Raw genomic sequence first — 21,701 nt, 5'->3', positions numbered from 1 at the left:
GCCTGGCCCACCTCGGTACGAGGGAGAAGAACAAATGAATCTTCTGGCACCGGCCGGCAAGACGGGACGCTATCGCGCGGCCCTGGGCGTTGCCGTGGTAGCGCTGCTGGTCGTGGCCGCGTTGGTGTGGGGTTATGCCAACCGCGCCGGCGCCGTGGCGGTGCCACTCGAGAAGATCAGCATCGCGGTGTCTTCAACGCCTCATGCCGCATTGCTTCACCTGGCTGCCGCACAAGGCTTGTTTGCCGAAGAAGGGCTCGATGCGACCCTGGTGCCGGTGAGCCACGGCAAGGCGGCCATGGACTTGCTCGCGCAGCGCAAGGTCGACGTGGCTGCCGCGGCCGAGGTTCCTTTTGTCATCGCCGTGCTGAACGGCGAACCTTTCTCGGTCGCTGCCACCATGGTCAGCGTCTCTTCCGAGATGGCGATCGTGGCGCGGCGTGACCGGAACATCGTGGGCGTGCAGGACCTGGTGGGAAAGAAAGTCGGCGTGACCCTGGGCACCAGTGGCGACTACTTCTTGTGGGCCTTCCTGATCCGCCACCGCATCCAACCCGACGCCATCACGTTCGTCGAGCTGGCGCCTGGGCAGATGGCCAAGGAGCTGGCTCGCGGCGCGATCGACGCCGTATCGACCTGGCAGCCGATCCGCTTCGGCGCCGAAACGGCGCTGGGTGCCAACGCGGTTTCGTTCATCGGAGCCGACGCCTACGCGGTCACCCATGTCGTGGTGGCGCGACATGACTTTCTGCAGGCGCACCGGCCCGCGATGAGCCGGCTCGTGCGCGCCCTGATGAAAGCCGAGGCGTTCAGCCGCGACAAACCCCAACAAGCGATGGCCCTTGTCGCAGAACGCCTCAAGATCGACGCCAAGGCCTTGCAAACCGGCTGGCCCGATCTCGACTTCAAGGTCGAGCTGCTGCAATCCCAATTGATCGCCATCGAAGACGAAGCCCGCTGGGCGATGGCCCGCGGCTATGCGCCGAAGGGCGCGGTGCCCAACTTCCTTCCCAACCTGTATCTTGATGCCTTGCTGGACGTCAAGGCCGAACGTGTGACGGTGGTGCATTGACATTGAGTGGACGCACATGAACATCCGCACCAAGGGCTGGCTTGCTGCCGCAACGGCGCTCGGCACCATTGCGTTGATCTCGGCGGCGATCGGGTGGGCGAACATCGAGGTCCATGACGCAGACCACCAGCGTCGGCAGACGGCGGAGATCGCACGGGCACTGAACGATCTGCGGCTGGTGACCTTCGAGTACATCCTGCATCGCTCCGACCGCGCTCAGGTGCAGGAGCGGGAGGCATCTGCGCGCCTCGACCGCCTGCTCGCGAACGCGCCGTTCTCGAGCCATGAAGCGGCCGAGGTGCTCGCCGACCTGCGTGAACACACTGCGGCGGCTCATCGGATCTTCGAGGAATTTCTCGCCAGTTCGTCAGCCCCCGGCGCGACCACATACGACGCGGAAACCACGAAGCGGTTCGAGGCCCAGCTGTCAGGGCGTTTGCTGGTGCTGCAACAGGAAAGCCTGACCGCGGCCTTACGCCTGACCGACTACTCGAGCCAGCGCATCAATGCGGCGCAACAACGGGTCGTCGTCGTGATCGCGATCGGGCTGGCGCTGATCGCGATCACGATCGCCGGCATTGCATGGCTGATCGGGCACCACGTGCTGGCGCCGATCGGCCGGCTGCAACAAGCCACCCGCGAGGTGGCGGCCGGCAACTGGAGCTTCGAACTGGTTGCCGACCGGCGCGACGAGATCGGCGAGATGTCTCGCAACTTCAACGCCATGACGCAGGCCCTGCGCGACTCCTTCGCGCAGATCGAGCACAAGAATGAAGAACTGGCCGCGTTGAACAAGGAGATCGAGGCCTTCAGCTACTCGGTCTCGCACGACCTGCGCGCGCCCTTGCGCAGCATGGACGGCTTCTCGCTTGCGCTGCTCGAAGACTACGGCGACAAGCTCGACGACGACGCTCGCGATTCGCTGAACCGCATCCGTGCGGCCAGCCAGCGCATGGGCCGGTTGATCGATGAGTTGCTCGGCCTATCGCGTGTGACCCGTACCGAGCTGTCGATCCGTGCGGTCAACCTGAGCGCGATCGCGCACGAGATCGCCGAATCACTGAAGCTGCAGCACCCGCAGCGGTCGGTTCAATGGGTGATCGAAGACGGCATGACGGTGCAAGCCGACAAGCCACTGATGGTCATTGCCATGCAGAACCTGCTGGAAAACGCCTGGAAGTTCACCGGCAAGACAGAACAGGCTGTCATTCAAGTCGGCACGGTCGAAGAGGACGGCTCACGCAACTGCTTTGTCGCCGACAACGGCGTGGGCTTCGACATGACCTACGCAGACCGGTTGTTTGGCGCCTTTCAACGCCTGCATCACGAGAGCGAGTTCTCCGGCACCGGGATCGGGCTGGCCATCGTGCAACGCATTTTTCGCCGGCACGATGGCCGAATCTGGGTGCGTGCCAAACCGGGCCAGGGGGCCACGTTTTACTTCAACTTGAAGGAGCCAATCCATGAGCGAACCCAACAAGGTCATCTTGCTGGTTGAAGACAATCAGGACGATGTCGTGCTGACCTTGCGGGCCTTCAAGCGCAGCCACCTGATGAACCCGATCGAGGTGGCGCGCGACGGCATCGAGGCGCTGGATTTCCTCTTCGCACGCGGCGCTCACGCCGACCGGGCATCGGCCCCGCTGCCCACGATCGTCATCCTCGACCTGAAGCTGCCCAAGCTCGACGGGCTGGGCGTGCTCAAGGCCATTCGCGCCGATCCGCGCACGCAGTACCTGCCGGTCGTGATCCTCACCTCGTCGAAGGAGGAACAGGACCTCATCTCCGGCTACGCGCTGGGCGCGAACAGCTACGTGCGCAAGCCGGTGGATTTCGCCGAGTTCCTCGAAGCAGTCAAGGTGCTGGGCATCTACTGGCTGATGATGAACGAGATACCTCCCAAGAGCGCGCCGCAGTGAACAAGCCGATCCAGTTGTTGCTGGTCGAGGATTCGGAGGACGACGCCCGGCTGGCATTGCGCGTGCTGCGCCAGGCTGGCTTCGCGCCGACCTGGCGGCGCGTTCAAGATGCGCCCAGCCTGAAGGCCGCCATCCGCGAGGAACCCTGGGACGCCGTGCTGTCCGACTTTCGCCTGCCGAGTTTCAGCGGCGTCGAAGCCCTGCAGATCTTTCGCGATTCCGGCCTCGACATTCCCTTCATCTTCGTCTCGGGCACCATCGGCGAAGAGACCGCGGTGGAGGCCATGAAAGCCGGCGCCAGCGACTACGTGATGAAGCAGAACCTCGCCCGGCTGGCGCCGGCACTCGAGCGCGAGCTGGGGCAGGCGGTGATCCGGGCACAGCACCGCCAGGCGCAGATCGACCTGGAGGTCTCCCGCGATCGTTATGTGGACCTGTATGACTTCGCGCCCGTCGGCTACCTGAGCGTGTCGGCCGATGGTTCGATCTCGCAGATCAACCTGACCGGTGCCGACCTGCTCGGCGACACGCGCGAGCGCCTGCTGGCAGACCGCTTCTCGCGTTTCGTGACGGCCGAAGACGCCGACCGCTGGGCTCAGCACTTTCTCGACCTGCTGCACGGCGCCGACGCGCGCCGGGTCGAACTGGCGCTGCAGCGAGCCGACGGCGTGCGCTTCCACGCCCACCTCGATTGCACGTGCGCGACCGCAGACGGCGACTCACCAGTGCGCGTTGCCATCACCGACATCAGCGACCGCAAGGAGGCCGAGGCGGACATGCACAAGTTCGAGACGCAGCTGCGGCAGGTGCAGAAGATGGAGTCGGTCGGCACGCTGGCCGGCGGCATCGCGCACGACTTCAACAACATCCTGGGCGGCATCCTCGGCAACGTGGCATTTGCCAAGGAACAGGTCGGCGCCGACCACGCCGCGCTCCCGTACCTGGACGAGATCCACAAGGCGAGTTCGCGCGCCCGCACCCTGGTGCGCCAGATCCTGACCTTCAGCCGAAGAGAGCCTCAGGAGCTGCTGACCCAATCGCTGCGGCCGATCGTCGAAGAGACCTGCAAGCTGCTGCGCGCCACCTTGCCCACCCGCGTCGAACTCACGCTGACCACAGCGGACGATGCGCCGAGCGTGCACGCCGATGCCACGCAGATCCAGCAGGTGCTGATGAACCTGGGCACCAACGCATGGCATGCCTTGAAGGACGGAGCCGGGCACATCCGCATCGGTCTGGGTTGCGTGGTCGTCGGTGCGGCCCAGCCCACCGGAGTGCCTGAGCTGGACCTGCCGGCGGGCCGCTTTGCCCACCTGTGGGTCAGCGACGACGGAACCGGCATGAACGCCGTCACGCGCGAACGCATCTTCGAGCCTTTCTTCACGACCAAGCCGGTCGGCCAGGGAACCGGGCTCGGCCTGTCGGTCGTGCACGGCATCGTGGCGGCGCACCATGGCGCGATCCACGTCGAGAGCGATCCGGGCCGGGGCAGCACCTTCCATCTCTATCTGCCCGCCGTCGAAGTCGAGCAGGCGGAATCCGAGACTCAAGCGCCGGCGACGGAACACCTGCACGGCCATGGCGAGCACGTGCTCTATGTCGATGACGACGAGACCATGGTGGTCATGGTCGAAAGCCTGCTGCAGCGGGCGGGCTACCGGGTCAGCAGCTTCGGGGATGCGCTGCAAGCCATCACCGCGGTGCGCGACGCTCCGCAAAGCTTCGATTGCGTCGTCACCGACTTCAACATGCCGGACTTCTCCGGCCTCGACGTGGCGCGCGAAGTGTCGAGCATCCGGCCCGAGCTTCCGGTCGTGATCAGCTCGGGCTACATCACCGAAGAGCTGCGTCGGCTGGCGCGCGAAGCCGGGGTGCTGGGCCTGCTCGAGAAGCAGAACACCTTCGAGGAGCTGGCCGACCTGCTCGGGAGCACGCTGGCTACCGCCCGAGGCTCCGCAGCCAAGCCCGACGAGAACCCCTGATGCGAGTCAGCAGAGCGCAGCGCGAGGCATTGAACGCGCATCGACCCGGCCTGATCTACCTCACCGGCCTGTCCGGTGCCGGCAAGTCGACGCTGGCCATGGCGGTCGAGCAACGGCTTCACGAATCGGGCATCCGGACCTACCTGCTCGACGGCGACGAGTTGCGAACCGGCTTGTGCAAGGACCTCGGGTTCAGCGACGCCGACAGGGTCGAGAACATGCGGCGAGCCACCGAGGTCGCCCGGCTGATGGTGGATGCCGGCCTGGTGGTCATCAGCGCACTGATCGCACCGTTTGCGGCCGAGCGCAATGCCGCCCGAGCGCGCTTTGCGGACGGGGAGTTCCTCGAGGTGTTCATCGACGCGCCGCTGTCAGTGTGCGAAGCGCGTGACCCGAAGGGCCTGTACAAGCGCGCACGGCGTGGCGAGATCCGTGGATTCACCGGCATCGATTCGTCTTACGAGCGGCCATTGCACGCAGACCTGCGCATCGACTCGGCACATTCAACGCCGAGCGAAGCCGCCGAGGCCTTGCTCAGCGGGTTGGCCGCCGCCGGATTCCTGCCGAGTTAGGGCAACGCCGAACAAGTGCCTCGCGGAGACTTATTCAGCCTCGCCTTAGATCTCGGCCCCGCCGAACGTCACCCGCAGGCCCACCCACCCTGCCCGCGGTGCACCCGGCGCCACGAACTGCGACTGCCGCCAATCGGCGGGCGCCTGCAGCGCACCGCTCGCATCGAAGGCGTTGGTGCCGAGCAGGCCGCCTGTTGTGTACTGGCGATCGAACACGTTCGTCACCTTGCCGAACACTTCCCAACCCGGCCGCAACTTCCAGCTGGTGGTGAGGTCGAGCAAGGCGAAGCCGCCGCTGGTGCCGCTGCCGAAGAAGTCGACCCCATCGGCCTGGTGCGCGTTGTTCTCGTTGCCGCGCAGGTACTGCTTCGACTGCGCCCTCACCTGCGCGCCGACGTTCCAGGTGGGTGTGGCTTGCACGTCGAAACTCAGCTTGAGCGTGTGGGCCGGCAGGCTCGGAAGGCGGTTGCCCTTCTTCACCTCGATCTCGTCGTCGCCGGTGCAATTGGGGCTGGTCTCGGCCGTGCTGTTCGATTCGGAGACCAGGCAGGCCGACGAGTCGAAGGTGGCGCGCAGGTAGCTGTACGACACCGCCCAGTTCCACGGGCCATTCTGTTGCGACAGGCTGAGTTCCAGTCCTTGCCGCACCGTGCGCCCGAAGTTGCTGAAGTAGCCGGCAGCGAGACCGTTGCTGATGAAGAGCAGGTCGTCCTGGTTGACGGTGCGGAAGACCGACGCGTTCCAGCGCAGGCTCTGCGCCACCGTGCCGCGCACGCCGGCTTCGAGCGTGCGCGAGACGACCTGCTTCAGCGGCGGGTCGGACTGCAGCGCGTTGGGCAGCACGCAGGCGTTGGCGGGGTCGGAGCAGCCGAGTTCGATCGGGCTCGGTGCGCGGTTGCCCTGGCTCCAGCTGCCATAGGCGGTGAAGCTCGGTGTCACCTGCCAGGTGGCGCCGACCGCGGGGTTGAACTTGCGGTAGCGGCCCTCGCTGTCGAGGTTGGTGGGCAGGCCGAGATTGATGCGGCCCTCATCGACCGTGCTGACGCGGGTGTCGTTGTAGCGGCCCGAGACGGTGAGCTGCAGGTTGGGCCGAAGCGCAAACAGATCGGAGAAGTAGATGCTGCTGGTGCGGCTGTGGCCGGCGATCTGCGCGTTGACCTCGGCCTCTTCGGTCGGGATCACGGCACGGCTCGCGTCGAGATCGCCCTCGGCCTCGGTCTGCATGAAGTGGTTGCGCGATCGGTCGTGCGACACACCAAAGGTCACCCGGTGCGGCTGCGCATTCCACGTGGCCTGCAGCGCCAGGCCTTCGCTGTTCGTGCGGGTGTGGGTGCGGTTCTCGACGCCTGCCTCTTCGACGGCCGGCGGATCGTAGTCGTCGTTCAGGTCGCCGTTGAGCGTGGACGCGCGGTTGCGACGGGCATACGCGGTGGCGGCCATCTCCCATCGATCATTCAGGCGGGCGGTGGTGTTGAGCGTGAGCAGGGTCGACTCGTTGTCGGTGATGTCGGGGCGGGTGTAGATCTGCTCGCGCCGCTGGGCCAGCATCGACTCGGGCAGCGGCCCGTTGCCGACCAGCTCGTTGTCGGCATGGCCGAGGCTCAGGTCCCATGAGAAGTCGGACGTGCGTTGGCCGCCTTTCAGAAAGAGCTGCCGCACGCGCGAGGGCGACGCGTCGCGCCAGCCGTCTTCGTTGAGCGCACTGAAGGCCATGAAGAGGTGGCCGGTTTCGCCAAGCTTGCGGCCATGCGTCAGCTCCGTGCTGATGCGGCCGAAGGAGCCGCCCTCCACTTCGACCTCGGTGCCGGGGTGCGTGTCGCCGCTCTTGGTCTGCAGCGAGAGCGCACCGCCCAGGGTGTTCAGGCCGAACAGCGGGTTGGAGCCTGGCAGCAGCGTGATGTTGGCGAGCGCGGCGCGCGGCAGCAGGTCCCAGTTGACGATGTCGCCGAAAGGCTCGTTGACGCGCACGCCGTCGAGAAACACCGACAGGCCCTGCGGCGTGCCGAGCAGTGGGCTCGCGGTGAAGCCGCGGTAGTTCACGTCCATCTGGTACGGGTTGCCCTGCACCTCGTTGACGTTGACGCTGGGCAGCTGCGAGCGCATGAACTCGGGCATGTTCAGGCTTTGCAGCCGGCGCAGCCGCTGGTCGTTGGCGGTCTGCACGTTGGACGGAATCTGGTCCCTGGGCACGCCGGTGCCAGGTATGGGCGTGGTCGTCACGATCTCGACCAGCGGCAGCACGGCGGTGGCCGCCACGGCGTCCGTTGTAGGGGCCGATTGCGCGTGGGCGCTGGGCGCGAACGCCGCCACGGCCAGCAGCGATGCGCTCGCGAGCGGGTGATGGCGCCAGTGCGGCCGACGGGGATGGGTCATTCGAAGTCTCCGGTGTTGTCCTTGTCTTCGAGTTGTGGGAGTCGTCTGGGAAGGGGGTGACGCCACGGTAACAAGCGATCGGTGTGCCGCACAGGGAAAACTTCCCGGCGGGGCTTGGTGTTAACGCTTGGCGCGGGTTGGAGATTCGCCGAGATCGTTTTGGACGCAAAGGCCGCGAAGAAAGACGCAAAGATCGCCAAGGAAGAGCAAAAAGGCTTCTTGCTTACCTCAGTTGCCCCAGCTCCGTTCGCCCTGAGGTACGTCACGAATCAGGAAAGGCTTTCTTTGCGACCTTTGCGTCCTGTCTTCGTAGCCAACGGCAGGGCCGAATCAAACACCCGCAGTGCTGATGACTTGGTGGCGAATGGCCAGGTGCACGAGTGCAGCGGAGGTGCCCACGCCGAGCTTTTCCTTGATCGCCGTCTGCACGTTGGCAATGGTCTTGGGGCTGAGCTTCAGCGCCTCGGCGCATTCGCCAGCCGAGTGGCCCTGCGCGAGCAGGCGGAAGACCTCGAACTCGCGCGCGCTCAGTTCGGCGAGCCGCTCGGCCTCGTCGTGCGGGTTGCGCTGGAGCACCGTGGGCGACAGCTCGCGACCCAGGTATCGGCGGCCGGCATGCAGCTCGCGCACCGCGTCGACCAGGCATTCGGGCGGGCTGGCCTTGGTAAGAAAGCCACTCGCGCCGGCCTGCAAGGCGCGCCGCACCAGCACCGGCGCATCGTGCATGCTGAAGACCAGCACGCGCGCCTGCGCATTACGCAGCAGCACGCGGCGCAGCAGTTCCAGGCCGCCGCCCGCGGGCATCGCGAGGTCGGTGACCACCACGCCGGGCTGGTGTGTGGTGAATGCCGCATAGGCCGCATCGGCATCGCCGGCCTCGGCGATCACCTGGATGTCGCCGGCCTGGTCGAGCAGGCGCAGGTAGCCGCTGCGCACCACCGGATGGTCGTCGGCCAGCAGCACGCGGATCATGCGAGTTCCTTGTCGGGCAACGTGGCCGGCACACGTGCCGCAGCCAGCATCGGCACACGCAGCGTGAGCCGCACGCCAGCGCCTGGAGACGCGTTGACCTCCAGCTCACCGCCGAGGGCCGCCGCGCGCTCGGTGGCACCGAGCAGGCCGAGGCCACGCGTAGCGGCAGCGAGGTCCATGCCCTGGCCATCGTCTTCGATGCTGAGCTGCAGCTCTCCCTGCGCGCTGCGGCCGAGCTTCACGTGCACGGCGCTCGCGCGCGCATGGCGCATCACGTTGGTCAGCGCCTCTTGCGTCACGCGGTAGAGCGCGATGTCGACGGCGTCGCCAAGCTCGTCGGGCAAGGCCTCGTGGTGAAAGATGCACGGCACGCCGCTGCGCTCTTCCCACGACTCGCACAGCTCCTGCAGCGCGGCGATGAGGCCCAGCTCGTCGAGATTGGCCGGGCGCAAGCGGCGCAGCATGCCGCGCACCGTTTGATAGAGCTGCTGCGCGGCGTGGTCGGCGCGCTCGACGGAGGCCAGCGTGGCCGCGCGATCGGCAGCGCCGCACAAGCGGATGCAGGCAGTCTCGGCACGCACGGCCGCGCAGCCCTGGCCGAGTTCGTCGTGCAGCTCGCGGGCGAGTGCCAGGCGTTCGCTCTCCTGAACGGCGATGAGCTGGCGCGCCAGTTCGCGGTTGTGCATCAACAGCTCGCGCGCCTGGGCCTCGGCCTGTTCGCGCAGGCTGAGCTGGGCGCGAGCATCTTGCGCGCGACGCAGTGCGTACCACGCCAGGCCGCAGGCCAGCACCGTGAGGCTCGAAGGCAGCTCGTCGGCCTGCCAATGTTCGTAGGGCGCGAGCCAGCGTTGCACACGTTCGCCCAGCTCGAAGAAGGACGCGAAGCCATAGCTCGCCAGCGTGGCGAGCACGACGACACCGATGTCGCGCAGCGAGCGCCAGCGCCTTGCCCGCAAAAGCAGATGCCGCTCAGGTGCCGCCACGAGACAGGCCCATGCGGTCGACGATGAGCCCCTCCTTGATGAACTGCTGGCGGCAGACCTCAGCGTAGTCGGCCGCGCCGAGGTAGTCGATCTCCTGGTCGTACTTGGTCAGCTCCTGGATGAACTGTGGGTCGAAGATGGCTTTCTTGAACGCGTCGTGCAGCACCGTCACGATCTCGGTGGGCAGGCCGCGTGGACCGCCCAGGCCGTAGGGCGAGTTGGCCACGATGTCGTAGCCCAGCTCGCGCAGCGTCGGCACATGAGACCAGCGCTTGGAGCGCTGCGCCGCAAAGGTGACGAGCAGGCGCAGCTGGCCCGAGTCGACCGCCGGTCCGAAGCCGGTGGAGTTGACGCCCGCCATGACCTGGCCCGACTCGATGGCGATCAGCTGCTCCGAGGTGCCCTTGTATGGCACGTGGATGTACTTGAGGCCGCGCGCTGTGAACAGGTCTTCGAGCACCACGTGCGGCGTGGTGCCCACGCCATTGGTCGCAATGCTCAGTCGGCCGGGGTTCTCGCGGGCGTAGGTGAACAGGTCTTCGAGCTTGCGGAACTTGCTGCCCGCGCTGACAAGCACACCGAAGGTGACGCCCGAGACCTGAATGATCGGCGTCACGTCACGGATCGGGTCCCACAAGACCTTCTGCGTGTGCACCAAGCGAAAGATCGGCTGCGGCAGCTGCGCGATGGTGTAGCCGTCGGGCTCGGCCTGCTGCAGGATGGGCATGACCATCGTGCCGCCGGCGCCACCGCGGTTCTCGGTGATCACGCGCTGGCCCAGGTGGCGCGATGCCAGCTCGGACAGCAGGCGCAGCGAGATGTCGGTCGCACCGCCGGCCGGCCAGGGAATCCACATCGTGATCGGGCGCGAGGGATACGGGTTTTGCGCGCGGGCCAGCAAGGGCCACGCGCCGAGCGCGGCGGTGGCGCCGAGAAAGTGGCGGCGGGCGGTCATGGCGCGCCCCCCGGGCCGCGCTTTGCCAGGCCGCCGAAGCCACGCTGTGGGTCGTAGCCCCAGCACGCCACCACGAAGAACACCACCAGGCAACCCAGCACCACCCAGGGCGCGGCGCCCGGATCCTTGCCGTAGAGCGCAAAGCGAATCCACTCCACTGCATGCGTGAAGGGGTTGAAGCGCGCCGCCTGGTACACCCACTCGGCGCCCGACTCCTGCAACTTCCACAGCGGGTAGAGCGCGGTCGACAGGAAGTACATCGGGAAGATGACGAAGTTCATCGTGCCGGCGAAGTTCTCGAGCTGCTTGATGTGCACCGACAGCAGCAGGCCCAGCGCGCCCAGCATCAGCGCGCCGCACACCAGCGCGAGCAAGGCATGCAGGCCGGCCCATGAGAAGAGCGGCAGGTCGGTGCCGAGCAGCATCGCCACCACCACGAAGGCCAGCGCCTGCAGCACCGAGAGCAGCGCGGTCGCGCACAGCTTGCTGAAGAGCAGCCACGAGCGCGGCAGCGGCGCCGTGAGCAGCAGGCGCATCAGGCCCATCTCGCGGTCGTAGACCATCGCCAGCGATGACTGCATGCCGTTGAACAGCAGCACCATGCCGATGAGGCCCGGTGCTATGTAGACGTCGTAGGGGATGTAGGTGTCGTAGGGCTCGACGATGGCCACGCCGAACACGTTGCGGAAGCCCGCAGCGAACACCGCGAGCCACAGCAATGGCCGTACAAGCGCGGAGACGAGCCGGCCGGTCTGTTGAGAGAACTTGAACAGCTCGCGCGCGACGATGGCTTGCAGTGCTTGCAGGGCATGTGCGATGCCGCGGCGCGCGGCCGGCTCGGCTACGACAGCGGCCGCAGAAGGGGCCACGGGTTTCACCGCGTCGCTTTGCATAACTTCTCCGGGGCGTCGGCACCCAAGGTATCGAGCACATCAGTCGGGTGCAGCAAGCCTTCGATCGGCGCCTGCGAGATCACGCCTTGCCCATCGGTGAGCAGCATCGGCTGGCGCAGCTGCCCGTCCCACGGGCGAAAGCTCAGATTCCCGCCCTTGGAGCCGTCGACCGGCGTCTTGGCCACCGCCTGCGCCCACGCGGCGTTCGGCCCTTTGGGCTCACTGGTGGCGATGGCGATCAAGGCCTTGCCGCCCATCCACGCGGCCCAGTCGTGGTCGGTCATCGGGCGCTTGGTCGCTTTGGCGAAACGGCGCGACACCTGCGGCGCGCCATAGCGTTCGAACTGCGCATGCCAGGCCAGCGCCACCAATCCGCCATCACCGACCACCGGCCGCGGCAGCACGATGCGGTAGGGCAGGCTGCGCGCGAACTCGCCGTCGCTGTCGACCACCCACACCGCGTCGTAGGTGGCACCGGCGGTCAGCAGCAAGGGGTTGGCAAGGTCGCGCTCGCGCGGGTCGGCGGAGAGCTTGAACGGCTTGGTGGCTACGACCTGCAGGCCATAGCGCTTGATCGAGGCCTGCGCGGTGACGGCGCGAAGCTGGTCTTGCGGGCTGCTGCCCACCAGCATCAACAACTTGCTCCATTTACGTGACACCAGCGTCTGCGCCAGCGCGTCGGCACGCATGCGCTCGCTCGGGATCAGGTGAAAGAGGCGCGGCCGGCAGTCTTGCTGGCGCAGGCGATCGGCGCTGTCGCCGAGGTTGAGCACAGGCAGCTTCACCGCGTCGGCCACGGCCAGTGCGGCGTCGGTGCCGAGGTCGGTGAGCAGCACGGCAGCGCCCGCCTTTTCGGCGGCCTGCGCTGCGGCGCGCGCGGCCTCGGGCGTGGCGGCGTTCACCACGCTGAGCGTCACGGCGGCGCCGGCCGCCTCGAGCTCGAACTTGCCTTCGTCGAGCGCCACCTGCAGGCCGTCGGTCGCTGGGCCCCCGGTGTGGCCGAGGTAGGCGCGCTCGAGCCGAGAGCGTTCCAGGCGCGGGTCATCGGCCGGCACGATCAAGGTGGCCTTGAGCGTAGCTGCGGCGGCAACCGGGGCGATGGCGGCGCAGAGCATCAGGGTGACCCCGTGGAGGACATGGCGATGTCTCATGCAAAACGTCATGCGGAACATCATTCTTCGGGGCGCATCATTCGACGATCGCCACGCCGTACGGCACGCGGCCGACCGGGATGCTCTTGATCGCCTTGGCGCCCGCCACGTCGACCACCGTCACGTCGTCGCTCAGGCCGTTGACGACGAGGAGCTTGGCCTCGGCCTTGTCGAGCGCCACGTTCCACGCGCGCTTGCCCACCAGCACGAGGTTGCTGACCTTGCGCGAGGCCACATCGACGAAGGCCACGTGATTGGCCTTGCCCAGCGCCACGAAGGCGCGCTTGCCGTCGCGCGTCATCAAGATGCCGACCGGCGTGATGTCTTGCGCGCGGGCGCCCTTCACTTCGAACTTCAGCGTGCCGACGACGGTGTGCGTGGCGGTGGCCACGATGCTGACGCTGGCATCGAGTTCGTTGGTGACCCACAGTTCCTTGCCATCGGGCGTGATCGCCATGCGGCGCGGCCGCTTGCCGACCTTCACGTTCTTCGTGATCTTGGCCGTGGCCACGTCGATCACGTGCACGAGGCTCGCGACCTCGGACGTCACGTACAACGTCTTGCCGTCGGCGCTGACCTTCACGCCTTCGGGCTCCTGGCCGACCTTGATCGACTGCAGTGTCTTGCCGGTGGCCGCGTCGATGAAGCTGGTCTCGGCCTCGTCTTCGTTCGACACGTAGATGGTCTTGCCGTCGGGAGAGAGGTCGAAGGCCTCGGGCTCGTCGCCCAGCGGAATGCGGCGCAGCGACTTGCTGGTGGCGGGGTCGATCAGGTCGGCCGCGTTGGAGTCGGTGCAGGCCACCATGATCTTGCGGTCTGGCGTGAGCTGGATGTGCCGGCCACGCTTGCAGGTGGGCACGGTGCCCTTCACTGTCAAGGTGGCCAGGTCGATCATCGTGAGCGCGTCGTCTTTCTCGCTCGACACATAGGCCGTACCTTGCGCGTGGGCGGGCCCACAAAGCGCGGCGAGGGCCCACGCCGTCATTCCCGCGAAGGCGGGAATCCACGACGTGCGGCGATGCTGGATTCCCGCCTTCGCGGGAACGACGGGGGAGAGGTTCATGGCAGAGGTCATGTCATTGCGTGCGGGCGATGAACCCGGCTTCAAGGGTGGACTCGCCGAGGGCGAGGGTGACTTCGGCCGGCGACCCGTCGGCCAGCAGCGCGCCCTTGTGCAACACCAGCACGCGGTCGGCGGCCATGGCCTCTTCGACCCAGTGGGTGGCCCACAGCACGCACACGCCGCGCTCCTGCACGTCGGCGCGCAAGGCGGCCAGCAGGTCCTGGCGCGACTTCGGGTCCAGGCCCACGGTGGCTTCGTCCATCAGCATCACCGCGGGGTGGTGCAGGCCCGCACGCACGAGCTCGACCTTGCGGCGGTTGCCGCCCGAGAGCTCGCGTACCTTGCGGTCGAGCTCGTTGCCGAGGCCGAGACGTGCGCAGCCGGCATCGATGCGATCGCGCGCCAGGCGGCGCGGCAGGCCGTGCAAATCGGCCTGGAACAAGAGGTTGCGGCGGATGCTGAGGTCGAGATCGAGCGAGATCTGCTGGAACACGACGCCGATCTGGCGCAGCGCCGACGCTGCTGCGCGGCGCAGCGAATGACCGGCCACTTCGACCTCGCCTTCATCGGCTGCGAACAACCCTGTCAGCAGCTGGAACAAGGTGGACTTGCCCGCGCCGTTCGGCCCGAGCAGCGCGACGAACTGGCCCGCCCCCAACTCCAGCGACAAGGACTTGAGTGCCGCACGTTCGCCATAGCGCTTGGTCAGGCCCGTGGTTCGCAGCATGGTCGAAGAGCGGGTCGCGATGGTCATGAAGTCGGCAAAGGCGGGAACCTTGGTACGGCGTGTTGTTGGAACGACATCGAGCATTGCAATAGGCGGGCCTGTTGAACGGCAGCACGAGTCGATGAGCCCGCAATCGCTCGAGCTCGCCGCAGTTTCAGTGACGCCGATCGCGGCTCGCGTCATGGCTTGCCCGCTTGCTTTTCCTGCAGCGGACATGACGTTCGGCCGCGCACGGCCCGGGTTGTTCTCGCATGAAAAAAGAGCTTGATCCATCTGCGTCACGGCCTCTGCGCGGCGCTGAAACACTCTGTGCCGAACGTGGTTGCCACGAATTCGGCGCAAGGTGTCAGCGCCCGTTCAATTACGGCACACCGCTCGTTCAAATACGGCACACCGATCGCATCACGTTTCCAGCGAAACGTGGGTTTTCCCTCTCAGGGTGATCCCTGGAGTTTGTTGTGTAGCGAACATTCGATGAGCCTCACGCGGCGTGGAGCATGTACCACTGCCTCCCTCTGACCAACTTCGTCGCGAGCAGTTCGGCTTGCACTGCACGAACTCACTCGATGGCACAGCGGATTCGCAACAGGCGCAGAACTTGCGGTTAGACGCCTGCCGAGTTCTGTGGGTCGCTGGGTTGGTGGGTCTCAGATTGTTCTTCGCGACCGGACTCAGGTCACTTCAAAACAGGAGACTTCAATGCGAAATTCCGGTCATTCAAATTGGCGCGTCTGGCGCCGTTTGGGTATGGTGCTGCTTGCTCTGCCGGCGTTGGCACTGGCCAATGCGGATGTCGAGAAGAACATCGCCAACTCGAAGAATTGGGCGACGCAAGCTGGTGATATGTACAACCAGCGCTACAGCCAGCTCAAGCAGATCAACACGGGCAACGTGGGCAAGATGCAGGTCGCGTGGACCTTCTCCACCGGCGTGCTGCGCGGACACGAGGGCTCGCCGCTCGTGATCGACGGCACGATGTACCTGCATTCGCCGTTCCCCAACAAGGTCTTCGCGATCGACCTCGACAGCCAGAAGATCCTCTGGAAGTACGAGCCGAAGCAAGACCCTGCCGTGATCCCGCAGATGTGCTGTGACACGGTCAACCGCGGTCTGGCCTATGCCGAAGGCAAGGTCTTCCTGCAACAGGCCGACAGCAACCTCGTCGCGCTCGATGCCAAGACCGGCAAGGTCGTGTGGAGCGTGAAGAACGGTGACCCGAAGCTGGGTGCCGTGAACACCAATGCGCCTCACGTCTTCAAGGACAAGGTCATCACCGGCATCAGCGGTGGCGAGTGGGGCGTGCGTGGCTTCATCGTGGCCTACAACATCAAGGACGGCAAGCAGGTCTGGAAGGGCTACAGCGTCGGGCCTGATGCCGAGATGCTGATCGACCCCGCCAAGACCATGACCTGGACCAACGGCGCCATGGCACCGGTGGGCCCGGATTCGTCGCTCAAGACCTGGAAGGGTGACCAGTGGAAGACGGGTGGCGGCACGACGTGGGGCTGGTACAGCTACGACAAGGCGCTGAACCTGATGTACTACGGCACGGGCAACCCGTCGACCTGGAACCCGGCGCAACGCCCGGGCGACAACAAGTGGTCCATGACCATCTTCGCTCGCGACGTCGACACCGGCATGGCCAAGTGGGTCTACCAGATGACGCCGTATGACGAGTGGGACTTCGACGGCATCAACGAGATGATCCTGGCTGACATCGACGTCAAGGGCAAGCCGACCAAGGCGCTCGTGCACTTCGACCGCAACGGCTTCGGCTACACGATGGACCGTGTGACCGGCGCGCTGCTCGTCGCCGAGAAGTACGACCCGCAGGTCAACTGGGCAACGCACGTCGACATGAAGACGGGCCGCCCGCAAGTCGTGTCGAAGTACTCGACCGCGCAGAACGGGCCTGACGTCAACACCAAGGGCGTGTGCCCTGCTGCCCTAGGCAGCAAGGACCAGCAGCCTGCTGCGTACGACCCTGAGACCAAGCTCTTCTACGTGCCGACCAACCACGTCTGCATGGACTACGAGCCCTTCAAGGTCGAGTACACCGCTGGCCAGCCGTATGTGGGCGCCACGCTGTCGATGTACCCCGCTCCTGGCAGCCACGGCGGCATGGGCAACTACATCACCTGGAACGCCGGCACCGGCAAGATCGTGCAGAGCCACTCCGAGAAGTTCTCGGTCTGGAGCGGCGCGCTCAACACCGCAGGCGGCCTGAGCTGCTACGGCACGCTCGAGGGTTACCTGAAGTGCGTGGACAAGAAGGACATCAACAAGGAGCTCTTCAAGTTCAAGACGCCTTCCGGGATCATCGGCAACGTGTTCAGCTATGAGCACAAGGGCAAGCAGTACCTGGGCGTGTTCTCGGGCATCGGCGGCTGGGCCGGCATCGGCATGGCAGCAGGCCTCGAGAAAGACCAAGACGGCCTTGGCGCCGTGGGTGGTTACAAGGAACTGTCCCAGTACACAGAGCTGGGTGGTTCGTTGACAGTGTTTGCCCTGCCGAACTAAATCGGCATCAAGCAGAACATAGACATACCGAGCACAAGGGATGGCACCACCAGGATGCCATCCCGCTCCCTTCATTTCGGACGTATCAATGAAGTTCAAGAAGTCTCTCTTCGCCATGCTGGTGTGTGTTGCTGCAAGCGCACATGCCGATGACAAGCTCTACACCGTGGTCGACGGCTACAAGGTCGACGCAAAGACCATGGAGGGCTTTCGGACCTGGCGCGCCGCTGCTTGCGACCGCTGCCATGGTGCCAACCAGGAAGGCCTTGTCGGGCCCTCGCTGGTCAACAGCTTGAAGACGCTGAGCAAGGACGAGTTCATCAAGACCGTCACCGAAGGCCGCCTGCCCAAGGGCATGCCGAGCTTCGGCGAAAGCCAGCAGGTCAAGGAACACATCAACGACCTCTATGCGTACCTGAAGGGCCGTTCAGACGGCGCCATCACACGCGCCAAGGTCGAACCCAACAAATGAACAACACACTGCGCTCGCAGCCTGCGCGCGGCCCTGGCCTCCACGCAGGCCGATGGGGCCGCTGGGACCGGATTGCCGCGGTCGCACTGGTGTGCACCGCAGCATTTTCAAGCGCCCAGGCGCAGGACCAGGACAAGCCGCCGGCCCGCACCGCGCTGCGCGTCTGCCAGGACCCGAACAACCTGCCGTTCTCGAACGTGCAGGGTGCAGGCATCGAGAACCGCATCGCCGAGGTCTTCGGCAAGGCGCTCGGGCTGCCGGTGGAGTACTACTCGTTTCCACAGCGCCTGGCCTTCATCCGCAACACCTTGCGCTACAAGCTGCCGGGGCAGGACTACCCGTGCGACATCGTGATGGGCGTGCCGGTGGGCTACGACCAGGTGTCGGTCACGAAGCCGTATTACCGCTCGACCTATGCGCTGGTGTTTCCGCAAGGCCAGGGCCTGGACCAGGTGAAATCGGGTGAAGACTTCCTGAAGCTCGACCCGGCCCGCATGGAAAAACTGCGCATCGGCGTGTACGACCGTTCACCGGCATCCGACTGGCTCAAGGTGCACAACCTGCTCGACCGCGGCGTGCCCTACCAGATCATGAACGCCGACCCGCAGCAGTACCCCGGCGAGATCATCGAGAAGGACCTCGCGGCGGGCAAGATCGACGTGGCCGTTGTGTGGGGCCCGATCGCGGGCTACTTCGCGCAGCGCGTCAAGTCGCCCAAGCTGGCGGTGGTGCCGTTGAAGTCGGAACCCGGCGTGCGCTTCGACTACGAGATGGCCATGGGCGTGCGCTATGGCGAGCGCGAATGGAAGCAGAAAATCGAAGGCCTGCTCGACTCGCAGAAGCCGGCGATCCAGGCCATCTTGAAGGACTACGGCGTGCCCGTCGTCGACGATTCCTTCGCCTACAAGGAGCCGGCGAAAGACCAGCCGGCGAAGTAAGGTGTTGAGCGTTTCACGTGTGGCCCTGACCCTCACGCCATGGCTTGCCGCCGTGGCACTTGTGCTGCCGGCAAGCAGCTTTGCTGCACAAGACTTCTCCGCGGCCGAGAAGGCCATCTTCATGGCCGACCAGCTCAGCAACGTGCGCCCGCCGTCAACGCTGCGCTACAGCTTTCACAAGGCCGGTAGCCTCGAGGCCGGCTACGACGACACCGTGGCCGTCACGCTGAGCAAGCAGGCCGACGGCAGCTGCTGCGCGTCGAAGGGCGAGTTCCTGAGCGGCGAACGAAAGGTGCCGCTGCCGGAGATCGACAACGCCAAGGCGAACCCGGTGATCCTGTACTTCCTGGAGCACGACATCCGCGAGATGCACCGGCTGACCAAGGGCTCGGAGAACTACTTCCGCAAGCGCATCCGCATGACGGTATACCAGGGTGCGACGGTGGTTCCAGCCTCGTTCCGCTACAAGGGCAAGACCGTCGCGGGGCAAGAGATTTCCTTCAAGCCTTACCTCGACGACCCCAACCGCTACCGCTACGAGAAGCTGGCCGACAAGGAGTACCGCTTCCTGCTGTCGGACGCCGTGCCGGGTGGGGTGCTCGGCATCCGCACCCGCATCGCTGCGGCCGGCGCCGATGTGCCGCCGCTGCTCACAGAAGACATGCTGATCGAAGGCGCCGACCCGCTCGCCGCCCGCCCCTGACTGCGCTTGCGCGCCCCACGACAAGAACACCATGAACCCTCTGTACCGACTGCTCTGCCTCCTTGCACTGCCGCTCGTGGGCTGCGCGACCGCCACGGCCACCGCGACGCCGACGAAGGTCAACGACTTCCCGACCACCGAGCGCGTGATCTACGTGCAGGAGTGCATGCGCACCCACCCGGGCCCCCACTTCGAGATGATCAACAAGTGCTCCTGCGCCATCGACACCATGGCCAGCGAAGTGCCGTACGAGGACTACGTGGGCATGGCGACGGTGGTCAACGCCATGTCGATCGGTGGCGAGCGCGGCGGTGCCTTGCGCGACAATGAGACCGTCAAGCCGCAGATCAAGCGCTACCGCGATCTGCAGGCCAAGGCCCAGAAGGCGTGCTTTATCAGCGACACCAAGTAGCACTTGCCACGGCCCTGACCATGTGGCCTCCTCATCGACTCACCGCTGCTCTGGTGCTGGCCGCTCTGCTGCACGCCACCACCACAGCGGCCCAAGGCCCTGCGTCGCAGGCCCAGAGCGCCTCCGATGTGCCGGCGCTCGACCTGCCAGCGCTCGACGTCACCGAGATCGCCCCCGGCGTCTTCGTGCATGCCGGGAAGCTGGAAGACTGGCTGCCGGCCAACGGTGGCGACGTCGCCAACCTCGCCTTCGTCGTCGGCAGCCGCTGCGTCGCGGTGATCGACACCGGCGGCACCCCGCAGCTCGGCCGGCGCTGGCGCGCCACCATCGAACGCAGCACGCGCCTGCCGATCTGCTACGTGATCGACACGCATGCCCACCCCGACCACGTACTCGGCAACGCCGCGTTCGTGTCACCCGACACCCGCTTCGTGGGCAGCGCCAAGTTCAATGCCGCGATGGCCGCGCGCGCGCCCTACTTCCTGCGCGCGCTGGAGCGAGATTTCGGCGTCTCTGCCGCACCCGATGCCGTGGTCTACCCCACCATCGCCGTCGATGGCACGCGCGAACTCGACCTCGGCGGCCGCACGCTCGTCGTGCAAGCCTGGCCCACCTCGCACACTGACAACGACGTGACCGTCTACGACCGCAGCACGCGCACACTGTTCACCTCGGACCTGCTGTTCGTGCAGCACATTCCGGTGCTCGATGGCAACCTGCGCGGTTGGCTGGCCACACTCCAACAACTCGCCCGCGTCGATGCCGCTCTCATCGTGCCCGGCCATGGCCCTACACGCCGGGCAGGCCCCGAGGCATGGGCGCCGCAACAGGAGTATCTTGAAACGCTGCGGCGCGAAACACGCGCCGCCATCAAGTCCGGCAAGACGCTGTCCCAGGCGGTCGACAGCGTCGGCACCGAGGCGGCCTCGCGCTGGCAGCTGGCCGAACGTTTCCACCGCCGCAACGTGACTGCAGCGTTTGCAGAGCTCGAGTGGGAAGAGTGAGGTGCCGCGATGAAACACATCTTGGGCAAATGGGACAGGCGTGAAATCGTCGCCACGGGGGCCGCGCTCATCGGCTCAGTAGCACTGGGCAGCTCGCACAGCGTGCGCGCGCAGATCAAATCGGGCGACCAGCCCGAGGCCAGCGAGATGTGGCTCAAGGTACGCGCCAGCCTGTTCGAGAACCGGCCGATCGCCAACGTGGGCGACGACACCCTCGTGCTCGATGCACCCGTGCGCGCCGAAGACGCCGCCGTGGTGCCTGTGGCGATTCGCGCCAAGCTGCCGCAGACCGCGGCCAGCCATGTGAGCAAGCTCTACCTCGTCATCGACAACAACCCATCACCGATCGCAGCCATCTTCTCGTTCACGCCGCAGAGCGGCCGGGCCGAGATCGAAACGCGGGTACGGGTCGATGAATACACCTTCGTGCGCGCCATCGCCGAAACGAGCGACGGCCGGCTGCTGATGCGTACCCGTTTCGTCAAGGCCTCGGGCGGCTGCTCGGCGCCTCCGGGCAAGGACCCGCAGGCCGCCATGGCCTCGCTGGGCAAGATGAGGTTGCGGGTGGATGGCGACGTGGTGCTCGGCAAGCCCACGCTGGCCCAGCTGATGATCAGCCACCCGAACGACTCGGGCATGGTGATGGACCAGCTCACGCGCCAGTTCACGCCGCGGCGTTTCGTTCGCTCGGTCAACGTGGCCTACGCCGGCCAGCCGGTGCTGTCGGCCGACCTTGACTTCGCGATCAGCGAGAACCCGAACCTGCGCTTCTACTTCGTGCCGCGCGGCCCGGGCGCGCTCAGTGTGGAAGTGGTCGACACCGCCCAGGCCGCATGGAAGAGCAGCCTTGACGTCATGCCCAATGCCTAAGGCAACGCTGAACAAGTCCCTCGCGTACGGCGCCTTGCCGCTTGCATGCGGCAAGGCCCTCGGCAGGCGCAGACCGCCTTCCGGCGATCTGCGTCCGGCCTCGGCATCCTCGTTTTGGGC

20 protein-coding genes are annotated in these 21,701 nt (G+C 66.0%); 12 read left to right on the top strand and 8 right to left on the bottom strand.

The annotated features are described in order from the left end of the window. Positions 1-34: 34 nt before the first annotated feature. The 5 genes from AC1DYS_RS20745 to cysC are packed head-to-tail and all read left to right on the top strand — an operon-like array spanning position 35 to position 5,545. The gene (locus tag AC1DYS_RS20745) at positions 35-1,072 is read left to right on the top strand and encodes an ABC transporter substrate-binding protein (protein ID WP_477902610.1); all 1,038 of its coding nucleotides are present in this window, start codon (positions 35-37) and stop codon (positions 1,070-1,072) included. Positions 1,073-1,088: 16 nt separating this feature from the next. Next, positions 1,089-2,570 (top strand): sensor histidine kinase, encoded by a 1,482-nt coding sequence (locus tag AC1DYS_RS20740; protein WP_477902608.1) that lies wholly within the window; start codon positions 1,089-1,091, stop codon positions 2,568-2,570. Then, the gene (locus AC1DYS_RS20735) at positions 2,536-2,991 is read left to right on the top strand and encodes a response regulator (protein WP_047488421.1); all 456 of its coding nucleotides are present in this window, start codon (positions 2,536-2,538) and stop codon (positions 2,989-2,991) included. Before AC1DYS_RS20740 ends, AC1DYS_RS20735 begins: the two co-directional genes overlap by 35 nt. Next, the gene (locus tag AC1DYS_RS20730; protein WP_477902606.1) at positions 2,988-4,973 is read left to right on the top strand and encodes a hybrid sensor histidine kinase/response regulator; all 1,986 of its coding nucleotides are present in this window, start codon (positions 2,988-2,990) and stop codon (positions 4,971-4,973) included. Before AC1DYS_RS20735 ends, AC1DYS_RS20730 begins: the two co-directional genes overlap by 4 nt. Next, complete coding sequence (gene cysC, locus AC1DYS_RS20725) at positions 4,973-5,545, top strand: adenylyl-sulfate kinase (protein WP_477902604.1); 573 nt, start codon at positions 4,973-4,975, stop codon at positions 5,543-5,545. The genes AC1DYS_RS20730 and cysC overlap by 1 nt, the downstream gene beginning before the upstream one ends. Before the next feature lie 45 nt (positions 5,546-5,590). Here cysC and AC1DYS_RS20720 read toward each other — a convergent pair whose 3' ends face one another. From AC1DYS_RS20720 to AC1DYS_RS20685, 8 genes are all read right to left on the bottom strand, one after another. Continuing rightward, on the bottom strand, positions 5,591-7,918 hold the full coding sequence (locus AC1DYS_RS20720; protein WP_477902602.1) for a TonB-dependent receptor: 2,328 nt from the start codon (positions 7,916-7,918) through the stop codon (positions 5,591-5,593). A gap of 330 nt (positions 7,919-8,248) precedes the next feature. Then, a complete protein-coding gene (locus tag AC1DYS_RS20715) occupies positions 8,249-8,890 on the bottom strand; it encodes a response regulator (RefSeq protein WP_477902600.1) in 642 nt (213 codons plus the stop codon). After that, positions 8,887-9,873 (bottom strand): sensor histidine kinase, encoded by a 987-nt coding sequence (locus tag AC1DYS_RS20710; protein WP_477902599.1) that lies wholly within the window; start codon positions 9,871-9,873, stop codon positions 8,887-8,889. Before AC1DYS_RS20710 ends, AC1DYS_RS20715 begins: the two co-directional genes overlap by 4 nt. Then, complete coding sequence (locus tag AC1DYS_RS20705; protein WP_477902597.1) at positions 9,860-10,828, bottom strand: tripartite tricarboxylate transporter substrate binding protein; 969 nt, start codon at positions 10,826-10,828, stop codon at positions 9,860-9,862. The genes AC1DYS_RS20710 and AC1DYS_RS20705 overlap by 14 nt, the downstream gene beginning before the upstream one ends. Next, positions 10,825-11,721, bottom strand: coding sequence for an ABC transporter permease (locus AC1DYS_RS20700; protein WP_477902595.1), 897 nt, complete (start codon positions 11,719-11,721; stop codon positions 10,825-10,827). Before AC1DYS_RS20700 ends, AC1DYS_RS20705 begins: the two co-directional genes overlap by 4 nt. Beyond that, positions 11,703-12,872: an ABC transporter substrate-binding protein gene (locus tag AC1DYS_RS20695; RefSeq protein WP_477902593.1), complete on the bottom strand. Its 1,170-nt coding sequence runs from the start codon at positions 12,870-12,872 to the stop codon at positions 11,703-11,705. Before AC1DYS_RS20695 ends, AC1DYS_RS20700 begins: the two co-directional genes overlap by 19 nt. 37 nt (positions 12,873-12,909) lie before the next feature. Continuing rightward, complete coding sequence (locus AC1DYS_RS20690) at positions 12,910-13,857, bottom strand: PQQ-dependent catabolism-associated beta-propeller protein (RefSeq protein WP_477902712.1); 948 nt, start codon at positions 13,855-13,857, stop codon at positions 12,910-12,912. A gap of 91 nt (positions 13,858-13,948) precedes the next feature. After that, entirely contained in the window at positions 13,949-14,662 is a 714-nt protein-coding gene (locus AC1DYS_RS20685) for an ABC transporter ATP-binding protein (protein ID WP_477902710.1), read from the bottom strand. 747 nt (positions 14,663-15,409) lie between these two features. Between AC1DYS_RS20685 and xoxF the strand changes: the two genes are divergently transcribed. The 7 genes from xoxF (at position 15,410) to AC1DYS_RS20650 (ending at position 21,581) form a co-directional block, all read left to right on the top strand. Next, positions 15,410-17,182 carry a PQQ-dependent ethylene glycol dehydrogenase XoxF gene (xoxF, locus tag AC1DYS_RS20680; RefSeq protein WP_477902591.1) on the top strand — a complete coding sequence of 591 codons (1,773 nt, stop codon included), beginning with the start codon at positions 15,410-15,412 and terminating at the stop codon, positions 17,180-17,182. 88 nt (positions 17,183-17,270) lie between these two features. Continuing rightward, a complete protein-coding gene (locus AC1DYS_RS20675) occupies positions 17,271-17,654 on the top strand; it encodes a c-type cytochrome (protein WP_477902589.1) in 384 nt (127 codons plus the stop codon). Continuing rightward, positions 17,651-18,592, top strand: coding sequence for a substrate-binding domain-containing protein (locus AC1DYS_RS20670; protein WP_477902587.1), 942 nt, complete (start codon positions 17,651-17,653; stop codon positions 18,590-18,592). The genes AC1DYS_RS20675 and AC1DYS_RS20670 overlap by 4 nt, the downstream gene beginning before the upstream one ends. 4 nt (positions 18,593-18,596) lie before the next feature. Continuing rightward, positions 18,597-19,295 (top strand): hypothetical protein, encoded by a 699-nt coding sequence (locus AC1DYS_RS20665; RefSeq protein ID WP_477902585.1) that lies wholly within the window; start codon positions 18,597-18,599, stop codon positions 19,293-19,295. A gap of 31 nt (positions 19,296-19,326) precedes the next feature. Beyond that, positions 19,327-19,707: a hypothetical protein gene (locus tag AC1DYS_RS20660; protein WP_477902583.1), complete on the top strand. Its 381-nt coding sequence runs from the start codon at positions 19,327-19,329 to the stop codon at positions 19,705-19,707. Positions 19,708-19,727: 20 nt separating this feature from the next. Continuing rightward, the gene (locus tag AC1DYS_RS20655) at positions 19,728-20,711 is read left to right on the top strand and encodes a quinoprotein relay system zinc metallohydrolase 2 (RefSeq protein WP_477902581.1); all 984 of its coding nucleotides are present in this window, start codon (positions 19,728-19,730) and stop codon (positions 20,709-20,711) included. A gap of 9 nt (positions 20,712-20,720) precedes the next feature. Further along, positions 20,721-21,581, top strand: a complete 861-nt coding sequence (locus AC1DYS_RS20650; protein WP_477902580.1) for a quinoprotein dehydrogenase-associated SoxYZ-like carrier — start codon at positions 20,721-20,723, stop codon at positions 21,579-21,581. The last annotated feature ends 120 nt before the right edge of the window (positions 21,582-21,701 follow it).

This window comes from Rhizobacter sp. P2_G4 (assembly GCF_056403575.1).
The sequence above is the reverse complement of the archived record's forward strand: the minus strand, read 5'-3'. Positions and strand labels throughout refer to the sequence as shown.

Coding starts and splice junctions, on each gene's coding strand:
- AC1DYS_RS20740 (WP_477902608.1), top strand. CDS start 1,089: ATGAACATCCGCACCAAGGGCTGGCTTGCTGCCGCAACGGCGCTCGGC.
- AC1DYS_RS20695 (WP_477902593.1), bottom strand. CDS start 12,872: ATGAGACATCGCCATGTCCTCCACGGGGTCACCCTGATGCTCTGCGCC.
- AC1DYS_RS20735 (WP_047488421.1), top strand. CDS start 2,536: ATGAGCGAACCCAACAAGGTCATCTTGCTGGTTGAAGACAATCAGGAC.
- AC1DYS_RS20690 (WP_477902712.1), bottom strand. CDS start 13,857: ATGACGGCGTGGGCCCTCGCCGCGCTTTGTGGGCCCGCCCACGCGCAA.
- xoxF (WP_477902591.1), top strand. CDS start 15,410: ATGGTGCTGCTTGCTCTGCCGGCGTTGGCACTGGCCAATGCGGATGTC.
- AC1DYS_RS20670 (WP_477902587.1), top strand. CDS start 17,651: ATGAACAACACACTGCGCTCGCAGCCTGCGCGCGGCCCTGGCCTCCAC.
- AC1DYS_RS20705 (WP_477902597.1), bottom strand. CDS start 10,828: ATGACCGCCCGCCGCCACTTTCTCGGCGCCACCGCCGCGCTCGGCGCG.
- AC1DYS_RS20650 (WP_477902580.1), top strand. CDS start 20,721: ATGAAACACATCTTGGGCAAATGGGACAGGCGTGAAATCGTCGCCACG.
- cysC (WP_477902604.1), top strand. CDS start 4,973: ATGCGAGTCAGCAGAGCGCAGCGCGAGGCATTGAACGCGCATCGACCC.
- AC1DYS_RS20715 (WP_477902600.1), bottom strand. CDS start 8,890: ATGATCCGCGTGCTGCTGGCCGACGACCATCCGGTGGTGCGCAGCGGC.
- AC1DYS_RS20655 (WP_477902581.1), top strand. CDS start 19,728: ATGTGGCCTCCTCATCGACTCACCGCTGCTCTGGTGCTGGCCGCTCTG.
- AC1DYS_RS20700 (WP_477902595.1), bottom strand. CDS start 11,721: ATGCAAAGCGACGCGGTGAAACCCGTGGCCCCTTCTGCGGCCGCTGTC.
- AC1DYS_RS20660 (WP_477902583.1), top strand. CDS start 19,327: ATGAACCCTCTGTACCGACTGCTCTGCCTCCTTGCACTGCCGCTCGTG.
- AC1DYS_RS20675 (WP_477902589.1), top strand. CDS start 17,271: ATGAAGTTCAAGAAGTCTCTCTTCGCCATGCTGGTGTGTGTTGCTGCA.
- AC1DYS_RS20685 (WP_477902710.1), bottom strand. CDS start 14,662: ATGCTGCGAACCACGGGCCTGACCAAGCGCTATGGCGAACGTGCGGCA.
- AC1DYS_RS20720 (WP_477902602.1), bottom strand. CDS start 7,918: ATGACCCATCCCCGTCGGCCGCACTGGCGCCATCACCCGCTCGCGAGC.
- AC1DYS_RS20745 (WP_477902610.1), top strand. CDS start 35: ATGAATCTTCTGGCACCGGCCGGCAAGACGGGACGCTATCGCGCGGCC.